The 18,540-nt window shown below is 70.5% G+C and carries 21 protein-coding genes; 15 read left to right on the top strand and 6 right to left on the bottom strand.

What is annotated here, in order from left to right; translation table 11 throughout:
* Window positions 1-334: 334 nt before the first annotated feature.
* From BWR60_RS03310 to BWR60_RS03275, 8 genes are all read left to right on the top strand, one after another.
* A complete protein-coding gene (locus BWR60_RS03310) occupies window positions 335-742 on the top strand; it encodes an MbcA/ParS/Xre antitoxin family protein (RefSeq protein ID WP_202964811.1) in 408 nt (135 codons plus the stop codon).
* Window positions 733-1,434 carry an RES family NAD+ phosphorylase gene (locus BWR60_RS03305; protein WP_218823325.1) on the top strand — a complete coding sequence of 234 codons (702 nt, stop codon included), beginning with the start codon at window positions 733-735 and terminating at the stop codon, window positions 1,432-1,434. Before BWR60_RS03310 ends, BWR60_RS03305 begins: the two co-directional genes overlap by 10 nt.
* Window positions 1,435-1,544: 110 nt before the next feature.
* The gene (locus BWR60_RS03300; protein ID WP_088149577.1) at window positions 1,545-2,225 is read left to right on the top strand and encodes a GTP cyclohydrolase II; all 681 of its coding nucleotides are present in this window, start codon (window positions 1,545-1,547) and stop codon (window positions 2,223-2,225) included.
* Entirely contained in the window at window positions 2,222-3,532 is a 1,311-nt protein-coding gene (ribD, locus tag BWR60_RS03295) for a bifunctional diaminohydroxyphosphoribosylaminopyrimidine deaminase/5-amino-6-(5-phosphoribosylamino)uracil reductase RibD (RefSeq protein ID WP_088149576.1), read from the top strand. Before BWR60_RS03300 ends, ribD begins: the two co-directional genes overlap by 4 nt.
* A gap of 112 nt (window positions 3,533-3,644) precedes the next feature.
* Window positions 3,645-5,258 (top strand): protein translocase subunit SecD, encoded by a 1,614-nt coding sequence (secD, locus tag BWR60_RS36865; protein WP_088149575.1) that lies wholly within the window; start codon window positions 3,645-3,647, stop codon window positions 5,256-5,258.
* A complete protein-coding gene (gene secF / locus BWR60_RS36860) occupies window positions 5,258-6,217 on the top strand; it encodes a protein translocase subunit SecF (protein ID WP_088149574.1) in 960 nt (319 codons plus the stop codon). The genes secD and secF overlap by 1 nt, the downstream gene beginning before the upstream one ends.
* 7 nt (window positions 6,218-6,224) lie before the next feature.
* The gene (locus tag BWR60_RS03280; protein ID WP_088149573.1) at window positions 6,225-7,331 is read left to right on the top strand and encodes an acetoin utilization protein AcuC; all 1,107 of its coding nucleotides are present in this window, start codon (window positions 6,225-6,227) and stop codon (window positions 7,329-7,331) included.
* A gap of 31 nt (window positions 7,332-7,362) precedes the next feature.
* Window positions 7,363-7,836 carry a DUF192 domain-containing protein gene (locus tag BWR60_RS03275; RefSeq protein WP_230982932.1) on the top strand — a complete coding sequence of 158 codons (474 nt, stop codon included), beginning with the start codon at window positions 7,363-7,365 and terminating at the stop codon, window positions 7,834-7,836.
* 2 nt (window positions 7,837-7,838) lie between these two features.
* On the opposite strand, the gene BWR60_RS03270 is transcribed toward BWR60_RS03275, so the two are convergent.
* Complete coding sequence (locus BWR60_RS03270) at window positions 7,839-8,144, bottom strand: hypothetical protein (RefSeq protein ID WP_088149571.1); 306 nt, start codon at window positions 8,142-8,144, stop codon at window positions 7,839-7,841.
* Between the two features lie 173 nt (window positions 8,145-8,317).
* Here BWR60_RS03270 and BWR60_RS03265 point away from each other — a divergent pair, with 173 nt between their 5' ends.
* From BWR60_RS03265 to BWR60_RS36855, 4 genes are all read left to right on the top strand, one after another.
* On the top strand, window positions 8,318-9,577 hold the full coding sequence (locus BWR60_RS03265; RefSeq protein WP_088149570.1) for an efflux RND transporter periplasmic adaptor subunit: 1,260 nt from the start codon (window positions 8,318-8,320) through the stop codon (window positions 9,575-9,577).
* A gap of 53 nt (window positions 9,578-9,630) precedes the next feature.
* Entirely contained in the window at window positions 9,631-11,589 is a 1,959-nt protein-coding gene (locus tag BWR60_RS03260; RefSeq protein WP_088149598.1) for a MacB family efflux pump subunit, read from the top strand.
* A 2-nt stretch (window positions 11,590-11,591) separates the two neighbouring features.
* A complete protein-coding gene (locus tag BWR60_RS03255; protein WP_088149569.1) occupies window positions 11,592-13,031 on the top strand; it encodes an efflux transporter outer membrane subunit in 1,440 nt (479 codons plus the stop codon).
* 246 nt (window positions 13,032-13,277) lie between these two features.
* Complete coding sequence (locus BWR60_RS36855; RefSeq protein ID WP_179221612.1) at window positions 13,278-13,448, top strand: hypothetical protein; 171 nt, start codon at window positions 13,278-13,280, stop codon at window positions 13,446-13,448.
* An 11-nt stretch (window positions 13,449-13,459) separates the two neighbouring features.
* Here BWR60_RS36855 and BWR60_RS03250 read toward each other — a convergent pair whose 3' ends face one another.
* The 3 genes from BWR60_RS03250 to BWR60_RS03240 form a co-directional block, all read right to left on the bottom strand.
* Window positions 13,460-14,134, bottom strand: coding sequence for an O-methyltransferase (locus BWR60_RS03250; RefSeq protein ID WP_088149568.1), 675 nt, complete (start codon window positions 14,132-14,134; stop codon window positions 13,460-13,462).
* A complete protein-coding gene (hydA, locus tag BWR60_RS03245) occupies window positions 14,131-15,594 on the bottom strand; it encodes a dihydropyrimidinase (RefSeq protein WP_088149567.1) in 1,464 nt (487 codons plus the stop codon). Before hydA ends, BWR60_RS03250 begins: the two co-directional genes overlap by 4 nt.
* 224 nt (window positions 15,595-15,818) lie before the next feature.
* A complete protein-coding gene (locus BWR60_RS03240) occupies window positions 15,819-16,439 on the bottom strand; it encodes a LexA family transcriptional regulator (protein ID WP_088149566.1) in 621 nt (206 codons plus the stop codon).
* 73 nt (window positions 16,440-16,512) lie between these two features.
* Here BWR60_RS03240 and BWR60_RS03235 point away from each other — a divergent pair, with 73 nt between their 5' ends.
* Genes BWR60_RS03235 through BWR60_RS03225 form a run of 3 tightly spaced genes read left to right on the top strand, consistent with a single transcriptional unit; the run spans window position 16,513 to window position 17,205 of the window.
* On the top strand, window positions 16,513-16,743 hold the full coding sequence (locus BWR60_RS03235) for a hypothetical protein (protein ID WP_088149565.1): 231 nt from the start codon (window positions 16,513-16,515) through the stop codon (window positions 16,741-16,743).
* A 34-nt stretch (window positions 16,744-16,777) separates the two neighbouring features.
* Window positions 16,778-17,005, top strand: coding sequence for a hypothetical protein (locus BWR60_RS03230; RefSeq protein ID WP_088149564.1), 228 nt, complete (start codon window positions 16,778-16,780; stop codon window positions 17,003-17,005).
* Window positions 17,002-17,205 carry a hypothetical protein gene (locus BWR60_RS03225; RefSeq protein ID WP_088149563.1) on the top strand — a complete coding sequence of 68 codons (204 nt, stop codon included), beginning with the start codon at window positions 17,002-17,004 and terminating at the stop codon, window positions 17,203-17,205. Before BWR60_RS03230 ends, BWR60_RS03225 begins: the two co-directional genes overlap by 4 nt.
* 7 nt (window positions 17,206-17,212) lie before the next feature.
* On the opposite strand, the gene BWR60_RS03220 is transcribed toward BWR60_RS03225, so the two are convergent.
* Window positions 17,213-17,686 carry a VOC family protein gene (locus tag BWR60_RS03220; protein WP_088149562.1) on the bottom strand — a complete coding sequence of 158 codons (474 nt, stop codon included), beginning with the start codon at window positions 17,684-17,686 and terminating at the stop codon, window positions 17,213-17,215.
* Between the two features lie 92 nt (window positions 17,687-17,778).
* Window positions 17,779-18,528 carry an HAD family hydrolase gene (locus BWR60_RS03215; RefSeq protein ID WP_088149561.1) on the bottom strand — a complete coding sequence of 250 codons (750 nt, stop codon included), beginning with the start codon at window positions 18,526-18,528 and terminating at the stop codon, window positions 17,779-17,781.
* Window positions 18,529-18,540 lie beyond the last annotated feature (12 nt).

The raw sequence follows: 18,540 nt of genomic DNA, 5'->3' as shown, positions 1-18,540 counted from the left end.
GGAGAGCCCAGAAAGACCAAGGGCCCCGTCCGTCGCCGGCGGGGCCCTTGGGGATCAGAAGCGCTGTCCGATCAGCGCGCACGACCTCCGCACGACCCGCCTGTGGCGGTAATCGTTTTGGTGGTCGCGGTAGTGATCGAACGGATCGCGCTCATGTGGCGAGTGAGCCACGCCCGGCGGGCGGCGTCAACAGCGATGCAACGCGAAGTGGGGGTGCCGTGTTGATGGGGCGCGGGGCTTGTCATCAACCGGGTCTCTCGCTATATTTGTCTCAAACGAGATCAATAATCTCATATGAGTGACCTCATGTGAGTGGGAAGAGAGGAGCGGTTCGATGATGGCGCGGGAAGCGGCGGTGGCGCCGCGCGGTGCCGAAGGGCGGATGGCCCGGGCCGGGCTGAATGCCTTCTTCAACATCGCCGAGGCCTGGGGGCTGAAGGACGAGGAGAAGCGCGTGCTGCTGGGCCGCCCGTCCAAGGCGACCTTCTATCGCTGGAAGGCCGGCGCGACCGGCCACCCCTCGGCCGACACGATGGAGCGGATCTCCTACATCCTCGGCATCTACCGGGCGCTGCAGATCCTGTTCAAGGACGCCAAGCTGGCCGATGGCTGGGTGCGGCGGCCGAACACGGCCTCGCCCTTCGGCGGGCGCTCGGCGCTCGACCGCATGCTCTCCGGCAATGTCGCCGACCTGTTCGTCGTGCGTCGCTACCTGGATGCGGAGCGCGGCGGTTGGGGCTAGGCGGTGCGACCATTCCGCTGCGCCGGGTCGAATGGCCCGAATGCTGGCGCATCATTCCCAGCCGCTACCCGCCGATCGACCTGTTCGAGCGGGTGGCGCCGCCCGAGGATTGGGAGCTGCTGATCGATCTTGAATCCCGCACCAACGACCGGCTGCGCGACCAGGTCGGGCAGATCTCGCTGATCCCGGTGGAGGAGCGGATGAGCGGGCCGGGCACCAGCTTCATCATGGCGCCCTTCACCCATCTGCACCCCGACGGCAGCCGCTTCACCGACGGCACCTACGGCGCCTATTACGGCGCGGCGGCGCTGGACACGGCGGTGGTGGAGACCAGCTACCACCGCGCCCGGTTCTTCGCGGCCACGGCGACGCCGGCGACCACGATCGACATGCGGGTGCTGATCAACAGCCTGTCCGGCGACCTGCACGACATCCGTGGCCTGGGCGACGATCTGCCGGGCGTCTACGATCCGCTCGACTACTCGGCCGGCCAGGCGCTGGGCCGGCAGTTGCATGGCGAGGGTTCGTCCGGCATCGCCTATGACAGCGTCCGCCATCCCGGCGGGCAGTGCGCCGCGGTGTTCCGGCCGCGCAGCGTGCTGACCCCGGTGATGCAGGAGCGGCACCTGTCCTATCACTGGGACGGGACCCGGATCGCCGCGGTGAACGAGATCCGGGCGTTGCAGACATAGCCCGCATAGCCGATCTCCGTTCGCCGGGGCTGGGAATATCGGGGCCGGCCACCGATATTGTGCGCCACGGTTTCACGAGGTCGGTCGCGGCGCGGCCGTCGGGGTATTCGATGCAGGCACCGGTCAACCCGCCGCGGGTCGAGATCCGCACCACCGTCACCATCCCGATCCTGGACGGGGCGGGGAAGGGGGTGTTCCACACCTTCGGCGGCTTCAGCGACGGCGGGGAGCATTTCGCCATCGCCCTCGGGCCGCAGGGTCGCGACGTGCCGCTGGTGCGGGTGCATTCGGAATGCCTGACCGGCGACGTCTTCGGCTCGCAGCGCTGCGATTGCGGCCCGCAGCTGAACGACGCCCTGCATCGCATTGGCAAGGAGGGCGGTTTCGTCCTCTACCTGCGGCAGGAAGGGCGGGGCATCGGCCTCTACGCCAAGCTCGACGCCTATGTGCTGCAGGACCAGGGGCTCGACACCTTCGAGGCCAATGAGCGGCTGAACTTTCCGCACGACATGCGGGACTTCACCCCGGCGGCACAGATGCTGCTGGCGCTCGGGGTCAGGCGGATCCGCCTGCTGACCAACAACCCCGACAAGGCCAAGCAGCTCGAGGCCGCCGGGATCGAGATCGCCGAGATCGTGCCGACCGGCGTCTTCGTCACCGAGCACAACATCCAGTATCTCGAAGCCAAGGTCAGGAAGCACGCGCATCGCATTGATCTGGCGGAGATGTCCGACCAGATCGACGCGCTGCCGCGGGCGATCGGCGGCCTGCGCCGCCTGGGCAAGCCTTGACCCTGGCGGCCGGGATCTCGCTGCAGCCGGGCTTCGGCTTCGGCGGCGTCCTCCGCGACACGCTGCCGGAGCCGCTGCGCGCCGCCGCGCCGCCGACGCGGGCGGCGGGCGACGACGAAGCCTGGATGCTGGAGACGCTGCGGACGGCGATGGCCCATAACGGGCTGTCGGACCCGAACCCCGTGGTCGGCTGCGTCATCGTCCGCGACGGCCGCGTGATGTCGCGCGGCGCCACCGAGCGGATCGGCGAGCGCCATGCCGAGCGCGTCGCGGTCGAGGCCGTGCCGGATCGCTCCATCTTCCGCGGCGCCACGGCCTATGTGACGCTCGAGCCGTGCAGCCATCACGGCCGCCAGCCGCCCTGCGCCGACATGCTGGCCTCGCTCGGGCTGGCGCGCTGCGTGGTGGCGCTGCGCGACCCGTTCCCGCTGGTCGACGGCGCCGGCCTGGCGCGGCTGCAGGCCGCGGGCGTCGCCGTCAGCGTCGGCACGCTGGCGGCCGAGGCGGCGGCCTGGCACGCGCCCTTCCTGCTGCGGCAGCGGCTCGGCCGCCCCCTTGTCGCGGCGAAATGGGCGCAGACACTGGACGGGCAGCTCGCCTATGACGACGGCGCCGAGCGCTGGCTGACCGGCAAGGCGGCGCGGGCCCACACCCATTGGCTGCGGCAGAAATACGACGCCATCCTGGTCGGCGCCGGCACGGTTCTGGCCGATGATCCGGCCCTGACCGTGCGCGACGCCGCCGGCGACCGGCACCGCCATCCCCTGCGCCTGGTCTACGATCCGAACGGTCGGGCCCTGGCCGCGCTGCCGCAGCGGCTGGAGCGCTGGAAGGCCGGGCTGCTCTCCGCCGACGCGCCGACCGTGTTCCTGCTGGGGGCCGAGGCCGCGCGACGGGCCGCCGCGCTCGAGGCCCTGCTGCCGCCATCGGCGGCGATGCTGGCGCTGCCGGACGGTCCGCCGGTCGAGGCCCTGTTCGACGCCCTGGCCGGCCCGGCCGCCGTGGCTCGGCTCGGCCGGCCGGTCGGCTCGGTCATGGTCGAGGGCGGCCCGCGCCTGCTCGGCCTGCTGCTGGAGGCCGGCCGCGTCGATCTGGCCCATGTCTTCATCGCGCCCGCGATCGGCGGCGGCGAGCGCAACCGCATCGCCTTCCCGGGCAGCGCCGCCGCAACGCGGGACTGGCGGCCGATCGCCACCGCCGCGCTCGGCCCCGACCTGCTGGCGGAGTACGCCTCACCGGCCGTGGCGGCGCATCTGGCGCGGCTTGTCGACGCCGGTGCCATGGACTTGCCACTTCGCCATGGCTAAACCGGTGCGCGCATTGTACCGTGCGCGCCCTGCGGTCCGGCTTGCCGGTCCGGATCTGTGACGCCTCGGCCGGGCCAGCCCGAACCGACCGAATTTTGAGAGCTTGCCGTCGATGATGTATTTCGCCCCGTGGAAGAAGGTCACCATCCTGGTGGTGTGCCTCCTCGGCGTGATCCTGAGCCTGCCGAACATCCTGCCGCGCAGCACGCTCGACGCGCTGCCCTCCTGGGTTCCGGCGCGCCAGATCAATCTCGGCCTCGACCTGCGGGGCGGCTCGTACCTCCTGCTGGAGGTCGACATGAAGGCGGTGATCGACGGCCGCCTCTCAAACATCCAGGATTCGATCCGCAGCCTGCTGCGGCGCGAGAACATCACCTACAGCGACCTGGCGGTGAAGGACCATTCGGTCAACTTCACCCTGGCCGACCCCAGCCAGGCCGACCGGGTCAGGACGCTGCTCGCCGAGAACCTGGCGACCGGCGCCGTCGATCCGCTGGCCGGCGGCCAACGCGACCTCGACATCGGCGTCGGCGGCGACGGCAAGGCCAGCCTGACCCTGACCGAGGTGGGCTTGCGCGACCGCGAGGCCCGGGCGGTCGAGCAGTCGATCGAGATCGTCCGCCGCCGCGTCGACGAGAGCGGCACGCGTGAGCCGCTGATCTCGCGCCAGGGATCGAGCCGCATCCTGCTGCAGCTGCCGGGCGAGCAGAACCCCGACCGCATCCGCCGCCTGCTGGGCCAGACGGCGAAGATGACCTTCCACCTGGTCAATCTCGACTACCAGCCGGGCCAGCCGGTGCCGCCGGACACCGAGGTGCTGCCGATCGAGAACCCGCGGCCCGGCGAGCGCACCTCGATCGCGGTGCGCAAGCGCATCGAGGTCGATGGCGCCAACCTGACCGACGCCCGTGCCGGCACCAATTCGCAGAACGGGCAGTGGGTGGTGAATTTCGAGTTCGACAGCGCCGGCGCCCGCCGCTTCGGCCAAGTCACTCAGGCGAATGTGAACAAGCCCTTCGCCATCGTGCTCGACGACAAGGTCATCACCTACCCGAACATCAACGAGCCGATCCTGGGGGGGCGCGGCCAGATCAGTGGCAACTTCACCGCCCAGAGCGCCAACGACCTGGCCGTGCTGCTGCGCGCCGGCGCGCTACCGGCGCCGCTGACCATCGTCGAGGAGCGGACGGTCGGCCCCGACCTGGGCGCCGACGCCATCCAGGCCGGCATCATCGCCGTCGCGGTCGGCTTCCTCCTGGTCATCACCTACATGACGGCCGCCTACGGCCTGTTCGGGATCTTCGCCAACATCGCCCTGGTCATGAACCTGGTGATCACATTGGGGGTCCTGTCGCTTCTGGAAGCGACACTGACGCTCCCCGGCATCGCCGGTCTGCTGCTGACCCTCGGCCTGTCGGTCGACGCCAACATCCTGATCAACGAACGATTGCACGAGGAGACGAAACGGGGACGATCGCCGTTCTCGGCGATGGATGCGGGCTTCAGCCGTGCTTTCAGCACGATCTTCGACGCCAACATCACCTCGCTGATCAAGATGGCGATCCTGTACACGCTGAGCACGGGCCCGGTGCGCGGTTTCGCCGTCACCACCGCGATCGGCATCCTGACCTCGATGTTCACCGCCATCGTGCTGGTGCGCCTCATGATGGTCAGCTGGATCCGCCGCAAGCGCCCCACCGTCCTGCCCGTGCTGAGGAAAGCGTGATGTTCTGGCTCCGTCTCGTCCCGGACGACACCAAGATCCAATTCATGCGGGGCCGGATTCTCGGCCTCGCCACCTCCGCCTTCCTCAGCATCGCGTCGGTGATCCTGTTCTTCCATCCGGGGCTGAACTACGGCGTCGATTTCAAGGGCGGCATCACCTTCCAGATCACGACGCCGCAGCCGGCCGACTTCTCCGTGCTGCGGTCGGACATCGACGATCTCGGCTTCGGCCAGGCCCAGCTGCAGCAGTTCGGGTCGCCGAACGACGTGCTGGTGCGGATGGAAGCGCAGCCGACCGACCAGCTGCAGCAGAAGGCCTATGAGACGATCAAGCAGACGCTGATCGACAAGGTGCCCGGCGTCGTCGTGGGCGCCAGCGATTCCGTCGGCGGCACGGTGTCGGGCGAGCTGTTCACGAACGGCATGCTGGCGCTGGGCCTCGCCCTCGTTGCGATGCTGTTCTACATCTGGTTCCGCTTCGAGTGGCAGTTCGGCGTCGGCGCCGTGGTCACCATGATCCTCGACGTGACCAAGATGGTCGGGATCTACGTGGTTTCGGGCTTCGAGTTCAACCTGACCTCGATCGCGGCGCTGCTGACCGTCCTCGGCTATTCGGTCAACGACAAGGTCGTGGTCTATGACCGGGTGCGCGAGAATCTGCGCCTGTACAAGGCCATGCCGCTGCGGCAGCTGATCGACCTGTCGATCAACCAGACGCTGAACCGCACCATCGGCACCTCGCTGGCCACCTTCCTGGCCTGCCTGCCGCTGGCGATCTGGAGCGGCGAGGCCCTGCAGCAATTCGCCGTCGTCATCCTGATCGGCGTCGTGGTCGCCACCACCTCCTCGATCTTCATCGCCGCGCCGATCCTGCTGTTCCTGGGCGAGGACAAGCTGTTCCGCAAGAAGGCGCCGCCGGCGGCCCCGGCGGACGGCAAGCCGGCGAGCAAGGGGGCCTGACCCGGCGATGGCGGCGCGGCCGATCCTGATCGGCAGCGAGGTCTATCGGCATTCCAGCTACGGGCCGAAGCACCCGCTGGCCATCCCGCGGGTGTCGACCGCCCTCGACCTGATCCGCGCCCAGGGCTGGCTGGCGGATGGCCAGTACCGCGTCGGACCGCTGGCGGAGACCGCGGCCCTCACCCGGTTCCACCACCCGGACTATGTCGCGGCGGTGCAGGACGCCGAGCGCGACCAGGATCTCGATCCGGCGCGCCGGCAGCGGCACAATCTCGGCGGGGTCGAGAACCCGATCTTCGGCGAGGTGTTCCGCCGGCCGGCCACGGCCTGCGGCTCCTCCCTGCTCGGCGCCGGCCTCGCGGCCGAGGGGGCGGTGGTCTACAGCCCGGCCGGCGGGCTGCATCACGGCCGGCCCGACCGCGCCTCCGGCTTCTGCTACTTCAACGACCCGGTGCTGGCCATCCTGTCGCTGCTGGACCAGGGCGTCGACCGCATCGCCTATCTCGATGTCGACGCGCATCACGGCGACGGGGTGCAGGATGCCTTCGCCGGCGACGCCCGGGTGCTGACCGTCTCGGTGCATGAGGCGAAGCGCTGGCCCTTCACCGGCACGGTCGACGACCGCGGCGGCGGCAATGCCCGTAACTTGGCCGTGCCGCGCGAGCTGAACGACGGCGAGATGGCGGCGGTGCGCGACCAGGCGCTGCTGCCCCTGGTCGAGGCCTTCCGGCCGCAGATCGTGGTGCTGCAATGCGGCGCCGACGCGCTGCATGACGACCCGCTGAGCCGCCTGTCGCTGTCCAACCGCGCCCTGTGGGATGTGGTGGCGGCGGTGCGCGACGTCGCGCCGCGTCTCCTGGTACTCGGCGGCGGGGGCTACAATCCCTGGACCGTCGGCCGCTGCTGGGCCGGGGTGTGGGCGGTGCTCAACGGCCTCGACCCGGCGGCGCCGCTGACCGCGGAATCCCGCGCGGTGCTGGCCGGCCTGTCCTGGTCGCGCCGCCGCGGCACCCCGCCCGAGCCGGCCTGGTTCGAGCGGATGGACGATGCTCCCCGGCCGGGCCCGGTTCGGGCCGAGGTCCAGGACGTGATCCGCGCCGCCATGGCGCCGTGACGAGATGGCCCCTGACGGAATGGGACGACCGATGAAGACGCTGCTCGCCGCTTTCGCCCTGGTTCTCCTCGCCATCGGCCCCGTGCGGGCGCAGGAGGCGCCGGCCGCCCCGTCGAAGGACAGCGACCTCACCATCGAGACCGCGGCGGGCAAGAGCTTCCACTTCACGGTCGAGCTGGCGCTGACGCCGGCGCAGCAGGAGCGCGGCCTGATGTTCCGCGAGAAGATGGCCCCCGATGCCGGCATGCTGTTCGTGTTCGACCGGCCCGAGCCGCGGGCCTTCTGGATGAAGAACACGCTGATCCCGCTCGACATGATCTTCATCCGCACCGACGGCACCATCGCCAACATCGTCGAGAAGGCGCCGCCGCAGACCCTGGATCCGCGCACCTCCGAGGGGCCGGCCAAGGCGGTGCTGGAGCTGAACGGCGGCATCGCCCGCTTCCTCGACATCAAGCCGGGCGACCGGGTGGTCCATCCGCTGATCGCCGCGACGAAGAGCTGAGATCAGCGCGGCTTGACGGTCTCGTCGTCCGGGCCGGGCAGGGGCGGGGCCCAGCCGCGGCCGGCCGCGATCATGCAGGCCTGCCCATCCGGCCCGGTGTAGAGCAGGGTCCAGCTCCGCCCCTTCGGCGCGGTGAACAGCTCGACCCGGCCGCCGCTGTTGGCGGTGCCGGCGCCGGCCGGCATCTCCTGGAAGGTGCGGGCCAGATAGTCGACCACCACGTCATGCGGCCCGCAGGAGGCCGGCGCGGCCTCGGCCCGGGCCGCCAGGAGAATGCCGAAGACCGCGATGGCGGCCGCACGGGCCATGCCTGCCTCGAATGCCGTGTCGGAGAAAGCCGTGTCGGAGTCTGGGGCCGGAAGACCCGGAAACCGGTATAATGGGCTTGCCTCGGCCAGACCAGCCATACGACAGCCGGCCCCCGCGCCGGAATTCGCCAGCCGGACCGTGAAGGGGCGACACGATTGCGGGCCGAGGGGGAATGCCGGACACCAGGACTGAGATCGAGCCGAGGCTGCGGGAGACGGTATCGCCGTCCTCGCCGGGATCGGCCAAGGCGGGGCGCGCCAGGCCCTCCCGCCGGCGCCGCTTCCTGTTCCTGGCGCTGCTGGTCCTCGGCCTCATCGTGGCCGGCGGCGCCTGGTATCGCTGGGGCCGGGCGGCGGCGCCGGACCAGCTCTGGCTCACCGCCACGGCCGAGCGCGGCGACATCGAGGACGCGATCACGGCGCTGGGGACGCTGCAGCCGGTCAGCTATGTCGATGTCGGCACCCAGGTTTCCGGCCAGCTGAGGACGCTGCATGTCGCGATCGGCGACCGGGTGAAGGCGGGCGACCTGCTGGCCGAGATCGACCCCACCGTCTACCAGTCGCGGGTCGAGGCCGACCGAGCCCAACTCGCCAACCTCGCCGCCCAGCGGGCGGAGAAGGAGGGGCAATTGGTGCTGGCCCGGCAGCAGGCCGAGCGGCAGCGCAACCTGAAGGCCTCCCGCGCCACGAGCGACGACGCGGTGCAGGTGGCCGAGGCGGCGCTGACCGCGGCCCAGGCTCAGCTGGGCGCGATCGATGCCCAGACCCGCCAGATCGAATCGACGCTGAAGGGCGACGAGGCCAATCTCGGCTACACCAAGATCTATGCGCCGATCGATGGCACGGTGGTGTCGCAATCGGCGCGCAGGGGCCAGACCCTGAACGCCAACCAGTCGGCGCCGATCATCGTCCAGGTCGCCGACCTGACGACCATGACCGTCGAGGCGCAGGTCTCCGAGGCCGATGTCAGCCGGCTGCGGCTGGGCATGACCGCCTATTTCACCACGCTCGGCATGCCCGACAAGCGCTGGTACGGCGCGCTGCGGCAGATCCAGCCGACGCCGGAGGTGGTCAACAACGTCGTGCTCTACAACGCGCTGTTCGACGTGCCGAACCAGGACGGCGCGCTGATGACGCAGATGACGGCGCAGGTGTTCTTCGTCTCGGCCGCCGCCCAGGACACGCTGCTGGTGCCGGTCGCGGCGTTGTCGGGCCTTTCGCCCGGCACCTCCTCGGCCGCGCCGGGGCGGGCCACGGTCCGCGTGCTGAAGCCGAGCGGGTCGGTCGAGACCCGCACCGTGACCGTCGGCGTCACCAACCGGGCGCAGGCGGAGGTCCTGAGCGGGCTCGAACCCGGCGAGCAGGTGATCACCGGCTCCCGCCGGCAGGGCGTCGACGCGGCTCCCGGCCCGGCCCGGCGCCCGAGGGTCTGATGGATATCCGCGAGCCCCCGCCGGTGGCAGCCGGTGACCGGACGCCGGCAACGATGTCCGGCCCGGCCTCCGCCCGGCCGCTGGTGTCGCTGCGCGACGTCACCAAGACCTATGTCAACGGCGACCTGGCGGTGGAGGTGCTGCACGGCATCTCGCTGGACATCCATGCCGGCGAGTTCGTCGCCATCATGGGCACCTCCGGCTCCGGCAAGTCGACGCTGATGAACATCCTCGGCTGCCTCGACCGGCCGACCACCGGCACCTACACGGTCGAAGGCACCGACGTGGCGACGCTGGACCGGGACGCCCTGGCGCATCTGCGGCGCGAGACCTTCGGTTTCATCTTCCAGAGCTACAACCTGATCCCGTCGGCCACCGCGGCCGAGAATGTCGAGGTGCCGGCGATCTATGCCGGCATCGCCGCCGCCGAGCGGCGGGAGCGGGCGGAGCAGCTGCTGGCCTCGCTGGGCCTGGCCGAGCGCACCGACCACCGGCCGAACCAGCTGTCGGGCGGCCAGCAGCAGCGCGTCTCGATCGCCCGGGCGCTGATGAATGGCGGCCGGGTGATCCTGGCCGACGAGCCGACCGGCGCGCTGGACAGCCGCAGCGGCACCGAGGTGATGGCGCTGCTGCAGCGGATGAGCGATGCCGGCCGCACCGTCATCCTGATCACCCATGACCGGGCGGTGGCGGAGCATGCGCACCGGCTGATCGAGATCCGCGACGGCCGCATCGTCGGCGACAGCGGCCCGCGCGCGCCGGCCGTCGCCTCGGCCGGGGCCGATGTGACCCAGGGCGGCGATGCCGGCAAGCTGGGCGTGGCCGACATGGCGGAGGCGGTGAAGATGGCGCTGCGGGCCCTGCGCACCAACATGTTCCGCACGGTCCTGACGCTGCTCGGCATCGTCATCGGCGTCGGCGCCGTGATCGCCATGCTGGCGATCGGCGACGGGGCGAAGCAGTCGGTGGTCGACCGCATCTCCGCCATGGGCACCGACCTGCTGCTGATCCGGCCGGCGCAGAGCAACAACCGCACGGCCGACGGCGTGATCGCGACGCTGGTGCCCGAGGATGCCAGGGCGCTGGCCGGCCTGCCCAATGTCGCCGCCGCGGTGCCGGAGCTGACCGGCACCGTCACCCTGCGCCACGGCAACACCGACTACTCGACCCAGGCCGACGCCACGACGCCGGACTTCACCAAGGCCCGCAGCTGGCCGGTCGAACGCGGCAGCTTCGTCTCCGCCGCGGACGATGCCGGCTACGCCCCGGTGATCGTGCTGGGCCAGACCGTGGCCCGGATCCTGTTCCCGGACGGCGTCGACCCGCTGGGGCGCTATGTCCTGGTCAACAACATCCCGTTCCAGGTGATCGGGCTGATGGCGGCAAAGGGCGCCACGCCCTATGGCGCCGACCAGGACGACATCGCCTTCATGCCGCTGTCGACCGGCAGCCTGCGGGTGTTCGGGAAGCGCTTCGTCCGCTCGATCACGGTGCAGGTCGAGGATGTGGCGCGGATCAACGAGACCCAGGCCGACGCGCAGGACCTGCTCGAGGCGCGGCACCGCCGCCAGGACGTGCAGATCCGCAACATGTCGTCGCTGATCGAGACCGTGTCGGCGACGCAGAACACCCTGACCATCCTGCTCGGCTCGGTGGCCGCCATCTCGCTCTTGGTCGGCGGCATCGGCGTGATGAACATCATGCTGGTCAGCGTCACCGAACGGACGCGTGAGATCGGGGTGCGGATGGCGACCGGCGCCCGGATGCGGGACATCCTGCAGCAGTTCATCACCGAATCCGTGGTGGTCTCGGCGATCGGCGGCGCCATCGGCGTCGCCGGCGGGCTGGCGGTGGCCGCGGCGCTGCAGGCGCTGGGCACGCCGATCCAGTTCTCGCCCGGGCCGGTGCTGCTGGCCTTCGGTTGTGCCTTCCTCACCGGCCTGATCTTCGGCTACATGCCGGCACGCAAGGCCGCCACCCTCGACCCCGTCGTCGCCCTTTCTGCCGAGTGACCATGCCGCGCCCGACCCGCTTCTCCCGTTCCCTCGCGGCGATCGTCGCCATCACCATCCTCGCCGGCTGCGCGGGGCCGGAGGACGACAAGCCCGCTCTCGACATCCCGGGCGGCTGGAAGGCCGAGGGGCCGGCCGGCACCTCCTGGCCGGACACCGCCTGGTGGCGGGCCTTCGGGTCGCCGCAGCTCGACCGGCTGATCCAGACCGCCCAGCGCAACAACCAGGACATCGGCGCCGCCGCCGCCCGGGTGCTGCAGGCCGACGCCCAGGCGCGGATCGCCGGCGCGCCGCTGCTGCCCAGCGTCGGCGCCAATGGCGACGCCTCGCACTCGGTCTCGCCCGAGCGCACCGTCAGCGGGTTCGGCTCCTCGACGACCAGCCGGACGGTCAGCGACCAGTTCTCGGCCCAGCTCTCGGCCAGCTACGAGATCGACCTGTGGGGCAGGAACCGGTCGGCGCTGCAATCGGCGCAGGCCTCGGCCCTGGCCAGCCGCTACGACCGCGACACCGTGGCCCTGACGGTCACCGCCAGCACGGCCACGACCTATATGCAGATCCTGGAGTTCCAGGACCGGCTGGCGATCGCCAAGGACAACCTGGCCAACGCCCAGCAGGTGCTGAACATCGTGCTGGCGCAGGAGCAGGCGGGCGCCGCCTCGGCCCTCAACGTGGCGCAGCAGCGCACGGTGGTGGCGCAGCAGAAGGCCGTGATCCCGCCGCTGGAGCAGCAGCGCCAGCAGTCGGAGACGGCCTTGGCGCTGCTGCTGGGCGAGCCGCCGGAGCGGCTGTCGCTCGGCCGCCAGCCGCTCGACGGGCTGGATGTGCCGACCATCGGCGCCGGGCTGCCGTCCTCGCTGCTCGACCGCCGGCCGGACGTCCAGAACGCCGATGCGCTGCTGGCCGCGGCCCGGTTCAACGTGAAGGAGGCGAAGGCCGCCCTGTTCCCCTCGATCCAGCTGACCGGGTCTGGCGGCTTCCAGAGCGCCGCGCTCGGCACCCTGTTCAACTCCGCCAACACGCTCTACAGCCTCGCCGCCGGGCTGACCCAGCCGATCTTCGAGGGGGGCGCGCTGCGCGGCCAGGTCCAGCTGTCCGAGGCGCAGTACCAGGAGCTGGGCCAGACCTATGTGAAGACCGTGCTGGCCGCCTTCGGCGATGTCGAGAACGCGCTGATCGCCACCCGGCAGACCGCCCTGGCCTATCAGGCGCAGCAGGAGGTGGTCACTCAGGCGCGCGAGGCCTTCCGCCTGTCCGAGGCGCAGTACACGGCGGGCGCGGTCGACCTGCTGACCGTGCTGAACGCGCAGCAGAGCTATTTCTCCGCCCGCGACCAGCTGGTGCAGGCCAAGTCGGACCGGCTGCAGGCGGCGGTCGCCCTCTACAAGGCGCTGGGCGGCGGCTGGACGGCCGGATCGGTCAAGGCCGCCGCAGGCAGCTAGAGCAGGATGATTTTGGGTGAGATCACGGCCGATGGATGGGCGTTGCCTCTCCCGCTTGCGAGACCTTTTTCATAACGCGACCTCTCGCCGTGAGGCGAAGCCGACGAAGCAATCCAGGGGCCGGTGCGGACTGGCCCCTGGATTGCTTCGCTGCGCTCGCAATGACGGTGTTTGGAATTCTGAAAAGGTCTCGCCAGGCGGGAGAGGCAATGTGAAGACGCTCGTCATCCTGTGAACCGGTGCCGGATGCAGTGGCGTGATCCGACCTCAATTCATCCCGCTCTAGCGGCCGGGATCGCCGCGGTCGACGGTGTTTCGCCGCTGACGGTGCGCAGCCAGCTCAAGAGCATCTTCGCCAAGACCGACACCCGCCGCCCGGCCGAGGTGGTGAGCAAGCTGTCGGCGGGGGTGCTGTAGGGGAGGGGGCCTCAGCCCTCTCCCGGCTCCCGCTTCCGTGCCAATGCCACGCCGTCTCCGATCGGGATCAGCGAGAAATCGACCCGTGGATCGTCGCGCAGCATGGCGTTGACCCGGCGGATCGCCTCGGTCCCCGCCGACCGGTCGGCCGGATCGGCCACCCGGCCGCTCCACAGCGCGTTGTCGACCAGCAGCAGCCCGCCCGGGCGGAGGAGGCCGGTCGCCGCCTCGACGTAGGCCGGATAGTTGTCCTTGTCGGCGTCGACGAAGATCATGTCGACGGTTCCCGCCCAGTCCGCGCGCACCAGCTCATCGAGCGTGTCGAGCGCCGGCTGCAGGCGCAGCTCGATCCGGTCGCCGACGCCGGCCTCGTCCCAATACCGCCGGGCGATCGACGTCCATTCGGCGCTGACGTCGCAGCACAGCAGCCGCGCCTCCGGCGGCAGCGCCAGCATCACCGCCAGCGCGCTGTAGCCGGTGAAGGTGCCGATCTCGACCAGCCGGCGGGCGCCGATCAGCCGCGCCAGCAGGGCCATGAACTGGCCCTGCTCGGGCGTGATCTGCATCCCGGCGCGGTCGGCCGCGGCCCGCCGCGTCTCCTGCCGCAGCCGGGCCAGGATCTCCGGCTCGCGCAGCGAGGCATCGAGCAGGTAGCGCTGCAGCGCGTCGTTCAGGCCGATGCTCATGGCGTCACATGCACGCTGGGGTCGCGCTGCACCGGCACCGGCCGCCGCAGCTCGTTGCGGATCTTCATCGCCTCGAACACCGGGGCGGTGCCGGGGCGCGGCACGAAGCGGCCCTCGCCGCGCTGCACCTTCAGCTCCCGGTTCTCCCACACCACCTTGCCCTGGCTCAGGGTGATGACCGGCAGGCCCCGCACCTCCATGCCCTCGAACACGTTGACCTCGATGTTCGAATGCTGGGTGGCGGCGCTGATGGTCTTGGTCGCGGCCGGATCCCAGACCACCAGGTCGGCATCGGCGCCGGGCGCGATCACGCCTTTCTGCGGGTAGATGTTGAAGATCTTCGCGGCGTTGGCCGAGGTGGCGGCGACGAACTCGCTCGGGGTCAGCCGGCCGGTGTTGACGCCGTGGGTCCACAGCACGGCCATGCGGTCCTCGACGCCGCCGGTGCCGTTCGGGATCATGGTGAAGTCGTCGATCCCCATCCGCTTCTGCTCGGTCTTGAAGGCGCAATGGTCGGTGGCGACGACCTGCAGGCTGCCGGAGGTCAGGCCGTCCCACAGCGACTTCTGGTGGTCCTTCGAGCGGAAGGGCGGGCTCATCACCCGGGCGGCGGCATAGGCCCAGTCCTTGTTGCGGTACTCGCTCTCATCCAGCGTCAGGTGCTGGATCAGCGGCTCGCCATAGACCCGCTGGCCGTTGGCGCGGGCCCGGGCGATCGCCTCATGCGCCTCGCGGCAGGAGGTGTGGACGACATAGAGCGGCACGCCGGCGGCGCCGGCGATCATGATGGCGCGGTTGGCGGCCTCGCCCTCCACCTCCGGCGGGCGCGACAGGGCATGGCCCTCCGGCCCGGTGATGCCGGCCTCCAGCAGTGTCTTCTGCAAGAGCCAGACGATGTCGCCGTTCTCGGCATGCACCATCGGCAGGGCGCCGAGCTCGCGGCAGCGGGTGAAGCTGTGCATCAGCACGTCGTCATCGACCATCAGGGCGTTCTTGTACGCCATGAAGTGCTTGAAGCTGTTGACGCCGTGCTCGGTCACCAGCGTGCCCATCTCCTCCCGCACCTGGTCGGACCACCAGGTGATGGCGACGTGCAGCGACCAGTCGGAAACGGCCTTCTCGCCCCATTCGCGCCATTGGCGATAGCCGTCCAGCAGGCTCTGCTGCGGCCCGGGGATGCAGAAGTCGATGATCATGGTGGTGCCGCCGGACAGCGCCGCGGCGGTGCCGGTGTAGTAGTCGTCGGCCGCCACCGTGCCCATGAACGGGAACTGCATATGGGTGTGGGGGTCGATGCCGCCCGGCATCAGGTAGCTGCCCGACGCGTCGATCACCCGGGCGCCGGTCGGGGCGGCGAGGTCGGGGCCGACGGCGACGATCCTGCCGTCATCGCAGATCACATCGGCGCGGAAGCTGCGGTCGGCGTTCACCACCGTGCCGCCCTTGAGTGCGATCGTCATGGCCGGCGCTCTCCTCTTGTCGCGTGCCTTATCCCTGTTGCCGGGCAGAGTGGGACGGATCGCGGGGCGAGGCAAGGCCGATCCTGACCGTTTGGTCAGGCCGGCGGGCCCGGAAAGAGACCGGGGCCTTGCGGCCCCGGCGAGGTCAGGGAGGAAAGCGGCTCATGACAGAGCCGATGAATACGTTACGTATCATTCTTCCGCGAGTCAATACGTATCGTATCTCACGGCTGGTCGCGCATGACCCATTTCACGGGCAGCGCCCATTCGATCGCGACATCGGAGATCAGGGGCGCGTTGTAGCTGAACAGGGTGAACAGGCCGGCGGCGCTGCCACGCATCAGGATCTTCACGAAGGTCCGGCCATCAGCCAGGCGGATCACGCATTCCCGGCCGATCAGCTGGTCCGGGTCGGCCTGGACGTTGCGGTAGTAGATGATGTCGCGGTCGCGGAAGGCGGGGGCCATCGAATCGCCGCGGACGATGACGGCGACGGTGTGCTCGTCGGCCGCCGGAGGGGCGTCCGCCTCGTCGATCCGCTCGGTTGACTGGTCGCCTTCGAACATGTGGACCTCGGCCCCGGCGCCGACATGGCCGACCACGGGCACCATCGGGCGCAGCCCGGCCGGCGCGCCCTCACCGGTCAGCAGCCAGGCCTCGGAGACGCCGAAGGCGGCGGCATAGCGCCCGGCGGCGTCGCGGCGCAGGCCACGCAGCCCGGATTCATGGGCGCGATAGGTGATCGGGCTCCAGCCGAAGGCGCGGGCGGCGTCCGCAGCGGTCTCGTGACCGGCCTTGGTCCGGGCCAGCACCAGGCGTTGATGCGGCTCCAGCATGCCGGGCATTTAGCACGTTTTGTAACGTGAGAACAATTCATTTCGTATTGCATTAACTAGATACGAAACGTATCGTCATGACATGGACACGATCATCACGAGCTTCGACGACCTGTTCACCCGCTGGCCGAGGCAGGGCCATCTCTCCGCCGATCTCGGCGTGTCGCCGCAGCATCTGCGGATGATGCGGGTGCGCCGGTCGGTCCCGGTGCGCTACTGGCCCCGCTTCGTCGCCGCAGCCGCCCGGCGCGGCATCGCCGGCGTCGACTACGACCTGCTGGTCCGGCTGCACATCCTGGAGGAGCAGCCTTGACCCCCGCAAACCATCCCCGGATAGGGAGATCCTCATGAGCACCTTGCCGACCCTCGACCAGATCGAGGGCATGCCGGTCGCGGTCGTCGCGGCGCTGCCGGCCGAAGCGCTGGCGCAGCTGGTCGACGACCTGGTCGTGCTGGTCGAGCACAGCCGCCGGCTGCAGGCGGTGATCGCCGCCGCGCTGGCCCTGCGCAGCGGTGGGCCGGCTCTCCGGGGCGCCGGCGGCCACGCCTCCGAGGTGATGAGGTGGCTGCGATGAGCGAGCCGCGCAGCAGCCTGTCGCGCCGCCAGCCGCGCCCGCCGACGGAGATCGAGCAGCTGCGCCGGATGCGGGCCGCGGCGTGGCATGGGCAGGGCGTCGCCGTAATCCGGCCGGAGGAGGTCGAGGACGACTGGATCCGCCAGGCCATCGTGAACGAGGCCGATCGCCTCTACGGCAAACGGAACAGGGAACCATGACCGGGCGCTATGCCTTGCCGCCGAACAGCGCCTCCGCCCGCCGCCGCATCTCCTCCGGCGTGACGTCCTCGATATGGGTGGAGACGCTCCAGACATGGCCGAAGGGGTCGACCACCGTGCCCAGCCGGTCACCGTAGAACTGGTCGGCGACCGGCCGCGACAGGGTGGCGCCGGCGGCCAGGGCCCGCTCCACCACCGCGTCGACATCCTCGACATAGAGATGCAGCGACACCGGCGTGCCGCCCATCGCGGCCGGGCTGGACCAGCCCATCTCCGGCATCTCGTCGGCCAGCATCACCAGGCCGTCGCCGATCAGCAGCTCGGCATGGCCGACGGCGCCGCCGGGGGCATCCATGCGCAGCCGCTCCACGGCGCCGAAGGCGGTGCGATAGAAATCGATCGCCGCGGCGGCCCCGCGGACGATGAGATACGGGGTGATGGTCGGGTAGCCGTCCGGAATCGGCTTCACCTGAGCGGTCATGGCCTCCTCCCTGCTGCGGGGTACGGCGCGTTCGGTCGCGCACTGCCGGCGATCATACAGGATGCGCGCCGGGACGGGCAGGGTGGGTGGCGTCAGGCGGCGGTGCCGGCCGACGTGTCGAGGAGCAGCTCCGCCACGGCGCGGATGACGCGGTCCGGCCGGATCGTCGAGCCGGCCGGCAGCCCGTCGCCGGCGCCATCGACCCAGATCGCGTGGATGCCCAGGCGCTGAGGCGCCGAGACCTCCCATTCCAGGTTGTCGCCCACCATCCACGCCTCTGTGGGGGCGACGCCGAGCGCCTGCAGGGCGTGCCGGTAGGCCCGTTCCTCCGGCTTGCCGAAGCCGTGCTCGCCCTCGATCTGGATGTGGTCGAACCGGTGGGCAAGGTCGAAGCGCGTGATCTTGGCGCGCTGGACCTCTGCCGCGCCGTTGGTGACCAGCGCCAGCCGGACACCGCGCGCCCGGAAGCCGTCGACCACGGCGTGGGCATCGGGAAACAGGCGCATCTGCTCGTCGCGATAGGCGGTGAAGCGGTCGGCGAGGCGGTGGAGGACATCGGGGGCGGGCGCCGGCCGGCCGGTGGCGGCGAGGGTTTCGAACGCTCCGGCCACGATCACCCGCCGGGCCTCGCCGATCCGCTGGCGCCAGATCCGATGCCGCTCCGCCTCCGCCCAGAAGCCGCGGGCGAAGGCGCCGACCGCCGCCGCGATGTCGGCGGGGGACCAGGGCGCCAGCGCTTCGGAGAGCTCGGCGGCGACGGCGAGCCACGCGGCCTCCGGTCGGCCATAGGCGGAGATCAGGGTCTCGTCGAGGTCGAACAGGATCGCGCGGGGCAGCAGCATCTGTGGCCGTCG

Origin of the sequence: Inquilinus limosus (assembly GCF_002195995.1) — a bacterium.
Taxonomy (GTDB): Bacteria; Pseudomonadota; Alphaproteobacteria; order DSM-16000; family Inquilinaceae; genus Inquilinus; species Inquilinus limosus_C.
This window is presented reverse-complemented; position numbering and strand designations above follow the sequence as displayed.

What these genes read in the sequence shown, in the direction of transcription:
- BWR60_RS03310 (WP_202964811.1), top strand. Translation starts at nt 335, where the DNA reads ATGATGGCGCGGGAAGCGGCGGTGGCGCCGCGCGGTGCCGAAGGGCGG.
- BWR60_RS03300 (WP_088149577.1), top strand. Translation starts at nt 1,545, where the DNA reads ATGCAGGCACCGGTCAACCCGCCGCGGGTCGAGATCCGCACCACCGTC.
- secD (WP_088149575.1), top strand. Translation starts at nt 3,645, where the DNA reads ATGATGTATTTCGCCCCGTGGAAGAAGGTCACCATCCTGGTGGTGTGC.
- secF (WP_088149574.1), top strand. Translation starts at nt 5,258, where the DNA reads ATGTTCTGGCTCCGTCTCGTCCCGGACGACACCAAGATCCAATTCATG.
- BWR60_RS03280 (WP_088149573.1), top strand. Translation starts at nt 6,225, where the DNA reads ATGGCGGCGCGGCCGATCCTGATCGGCAGCGAGGTCTATCGGCATTCC.
- BWR60_RS03275 (WP_230982932.1), top strand. Translation starts at nt 7,363, where the DNA reads ATGAAGACGCTGCTCGCCGCTTTCGCCCTGGTTCTCCTCGCCATCGGC.
- BWR60_RS03270 (WP_088149571.1), bottom strand. Translation starts at nt 8,144, where the DNA reads ATGGCCCGTGCGGCCGCCATCGCGGTCTTCGGCATTCTCCTGGCGGCC.
- BWR60_RS03265 (WP_088149570.1), top strand. Translation starts at nt 8,318, where the DNA reads ATGCCGGACACCAGGACTGAGATCGAGCCGAGGCTGCGGGAGACGGTA.
- BWR60_RS03260 (WP_088149598.1), top strand. Translation starts at nt 9,631, where the DNA reads ATGTCCGGCCCGGCCTCCGCCCGGCCGCTGGTGTCGCTGCGCGACGTC.
- BWR60_RS03255 (WP_088149569.1), top strand. Translation starts at nt 11,592, where the DNA reads ATGCCGCGCCCGACCCGCTTCTCCCGTTCCCTCGCGGCGATCGTCGCC.
- BWR60_RS36855 (WP_179221612.1), top strand. Translation starts at nt 13,278, where the DNA reads ATGCAGTGGCGTGATCCGACCTCAATTCATCCCGCTCTAGCGGCCGGG.
- BWR60_RS03250 (WP_088149568.1), bottom strand. Translation starts at nt 14,134, where the DNA reads ATGAGCATCGGCCTGAACGACGCGCTGCAGCGCTACCTGCTCGATGCC.
- hydA (WP_088149567.1), bottom strand. Translation starts at nt 15,594, where the DNA reads ATGACGATCGCACTCAAGGGCGGCACGGTGGTGAACGCCGACCGCAGC.
- BWR60_RS03240 (WP_088149566.1), bottom strand. Translation starts at nt 16,439, where the DNA reads ATGCCCGGCATGCTGGAGCCGCATCAACGCCTGGTGCTGGCCCGGACC.
- BWR60_RS03235 (WP_088149565.1), top strand. Translation starts at nt 16,513, where the DNA reads ATGGACACGATCATCACGAGCTTCGACGACCTGTTCACCCGCTGGCCG.
- BWR60_RS03230 (WP_088149564.1), top strand. Translation starts at nt 16,778, where the DNA reads ATGAGCACCTTGCCGACCCTCGACCAGATCGAGGGCATGCCGGTCGCG.
- BWR60_RS03225 (WP_088149563.1), top strand. Translation starts at nt 17,002, where the DNA reads ATGAGCGAGCCGCGCAGCAGCCTGTCGCGCCGCCAGCCGCGCCCGCCG.
- BWR60_RS03220 (WP_088149562.1), bottom strand. Translation starts at nt 17,686, where the DNA reads ATGACCGCTCAGGTGAAGCCGATTCCGGACGGCTACCCGACCATCACC.
- BWR60_RS03215 (WP_088149561.1), bottom strand. Translation starts at nt 18,528, where the DNA reads ATGCTGCTGCCCCGCGCGATCCTGTTCGACCTCGACGAGACCCTGATC.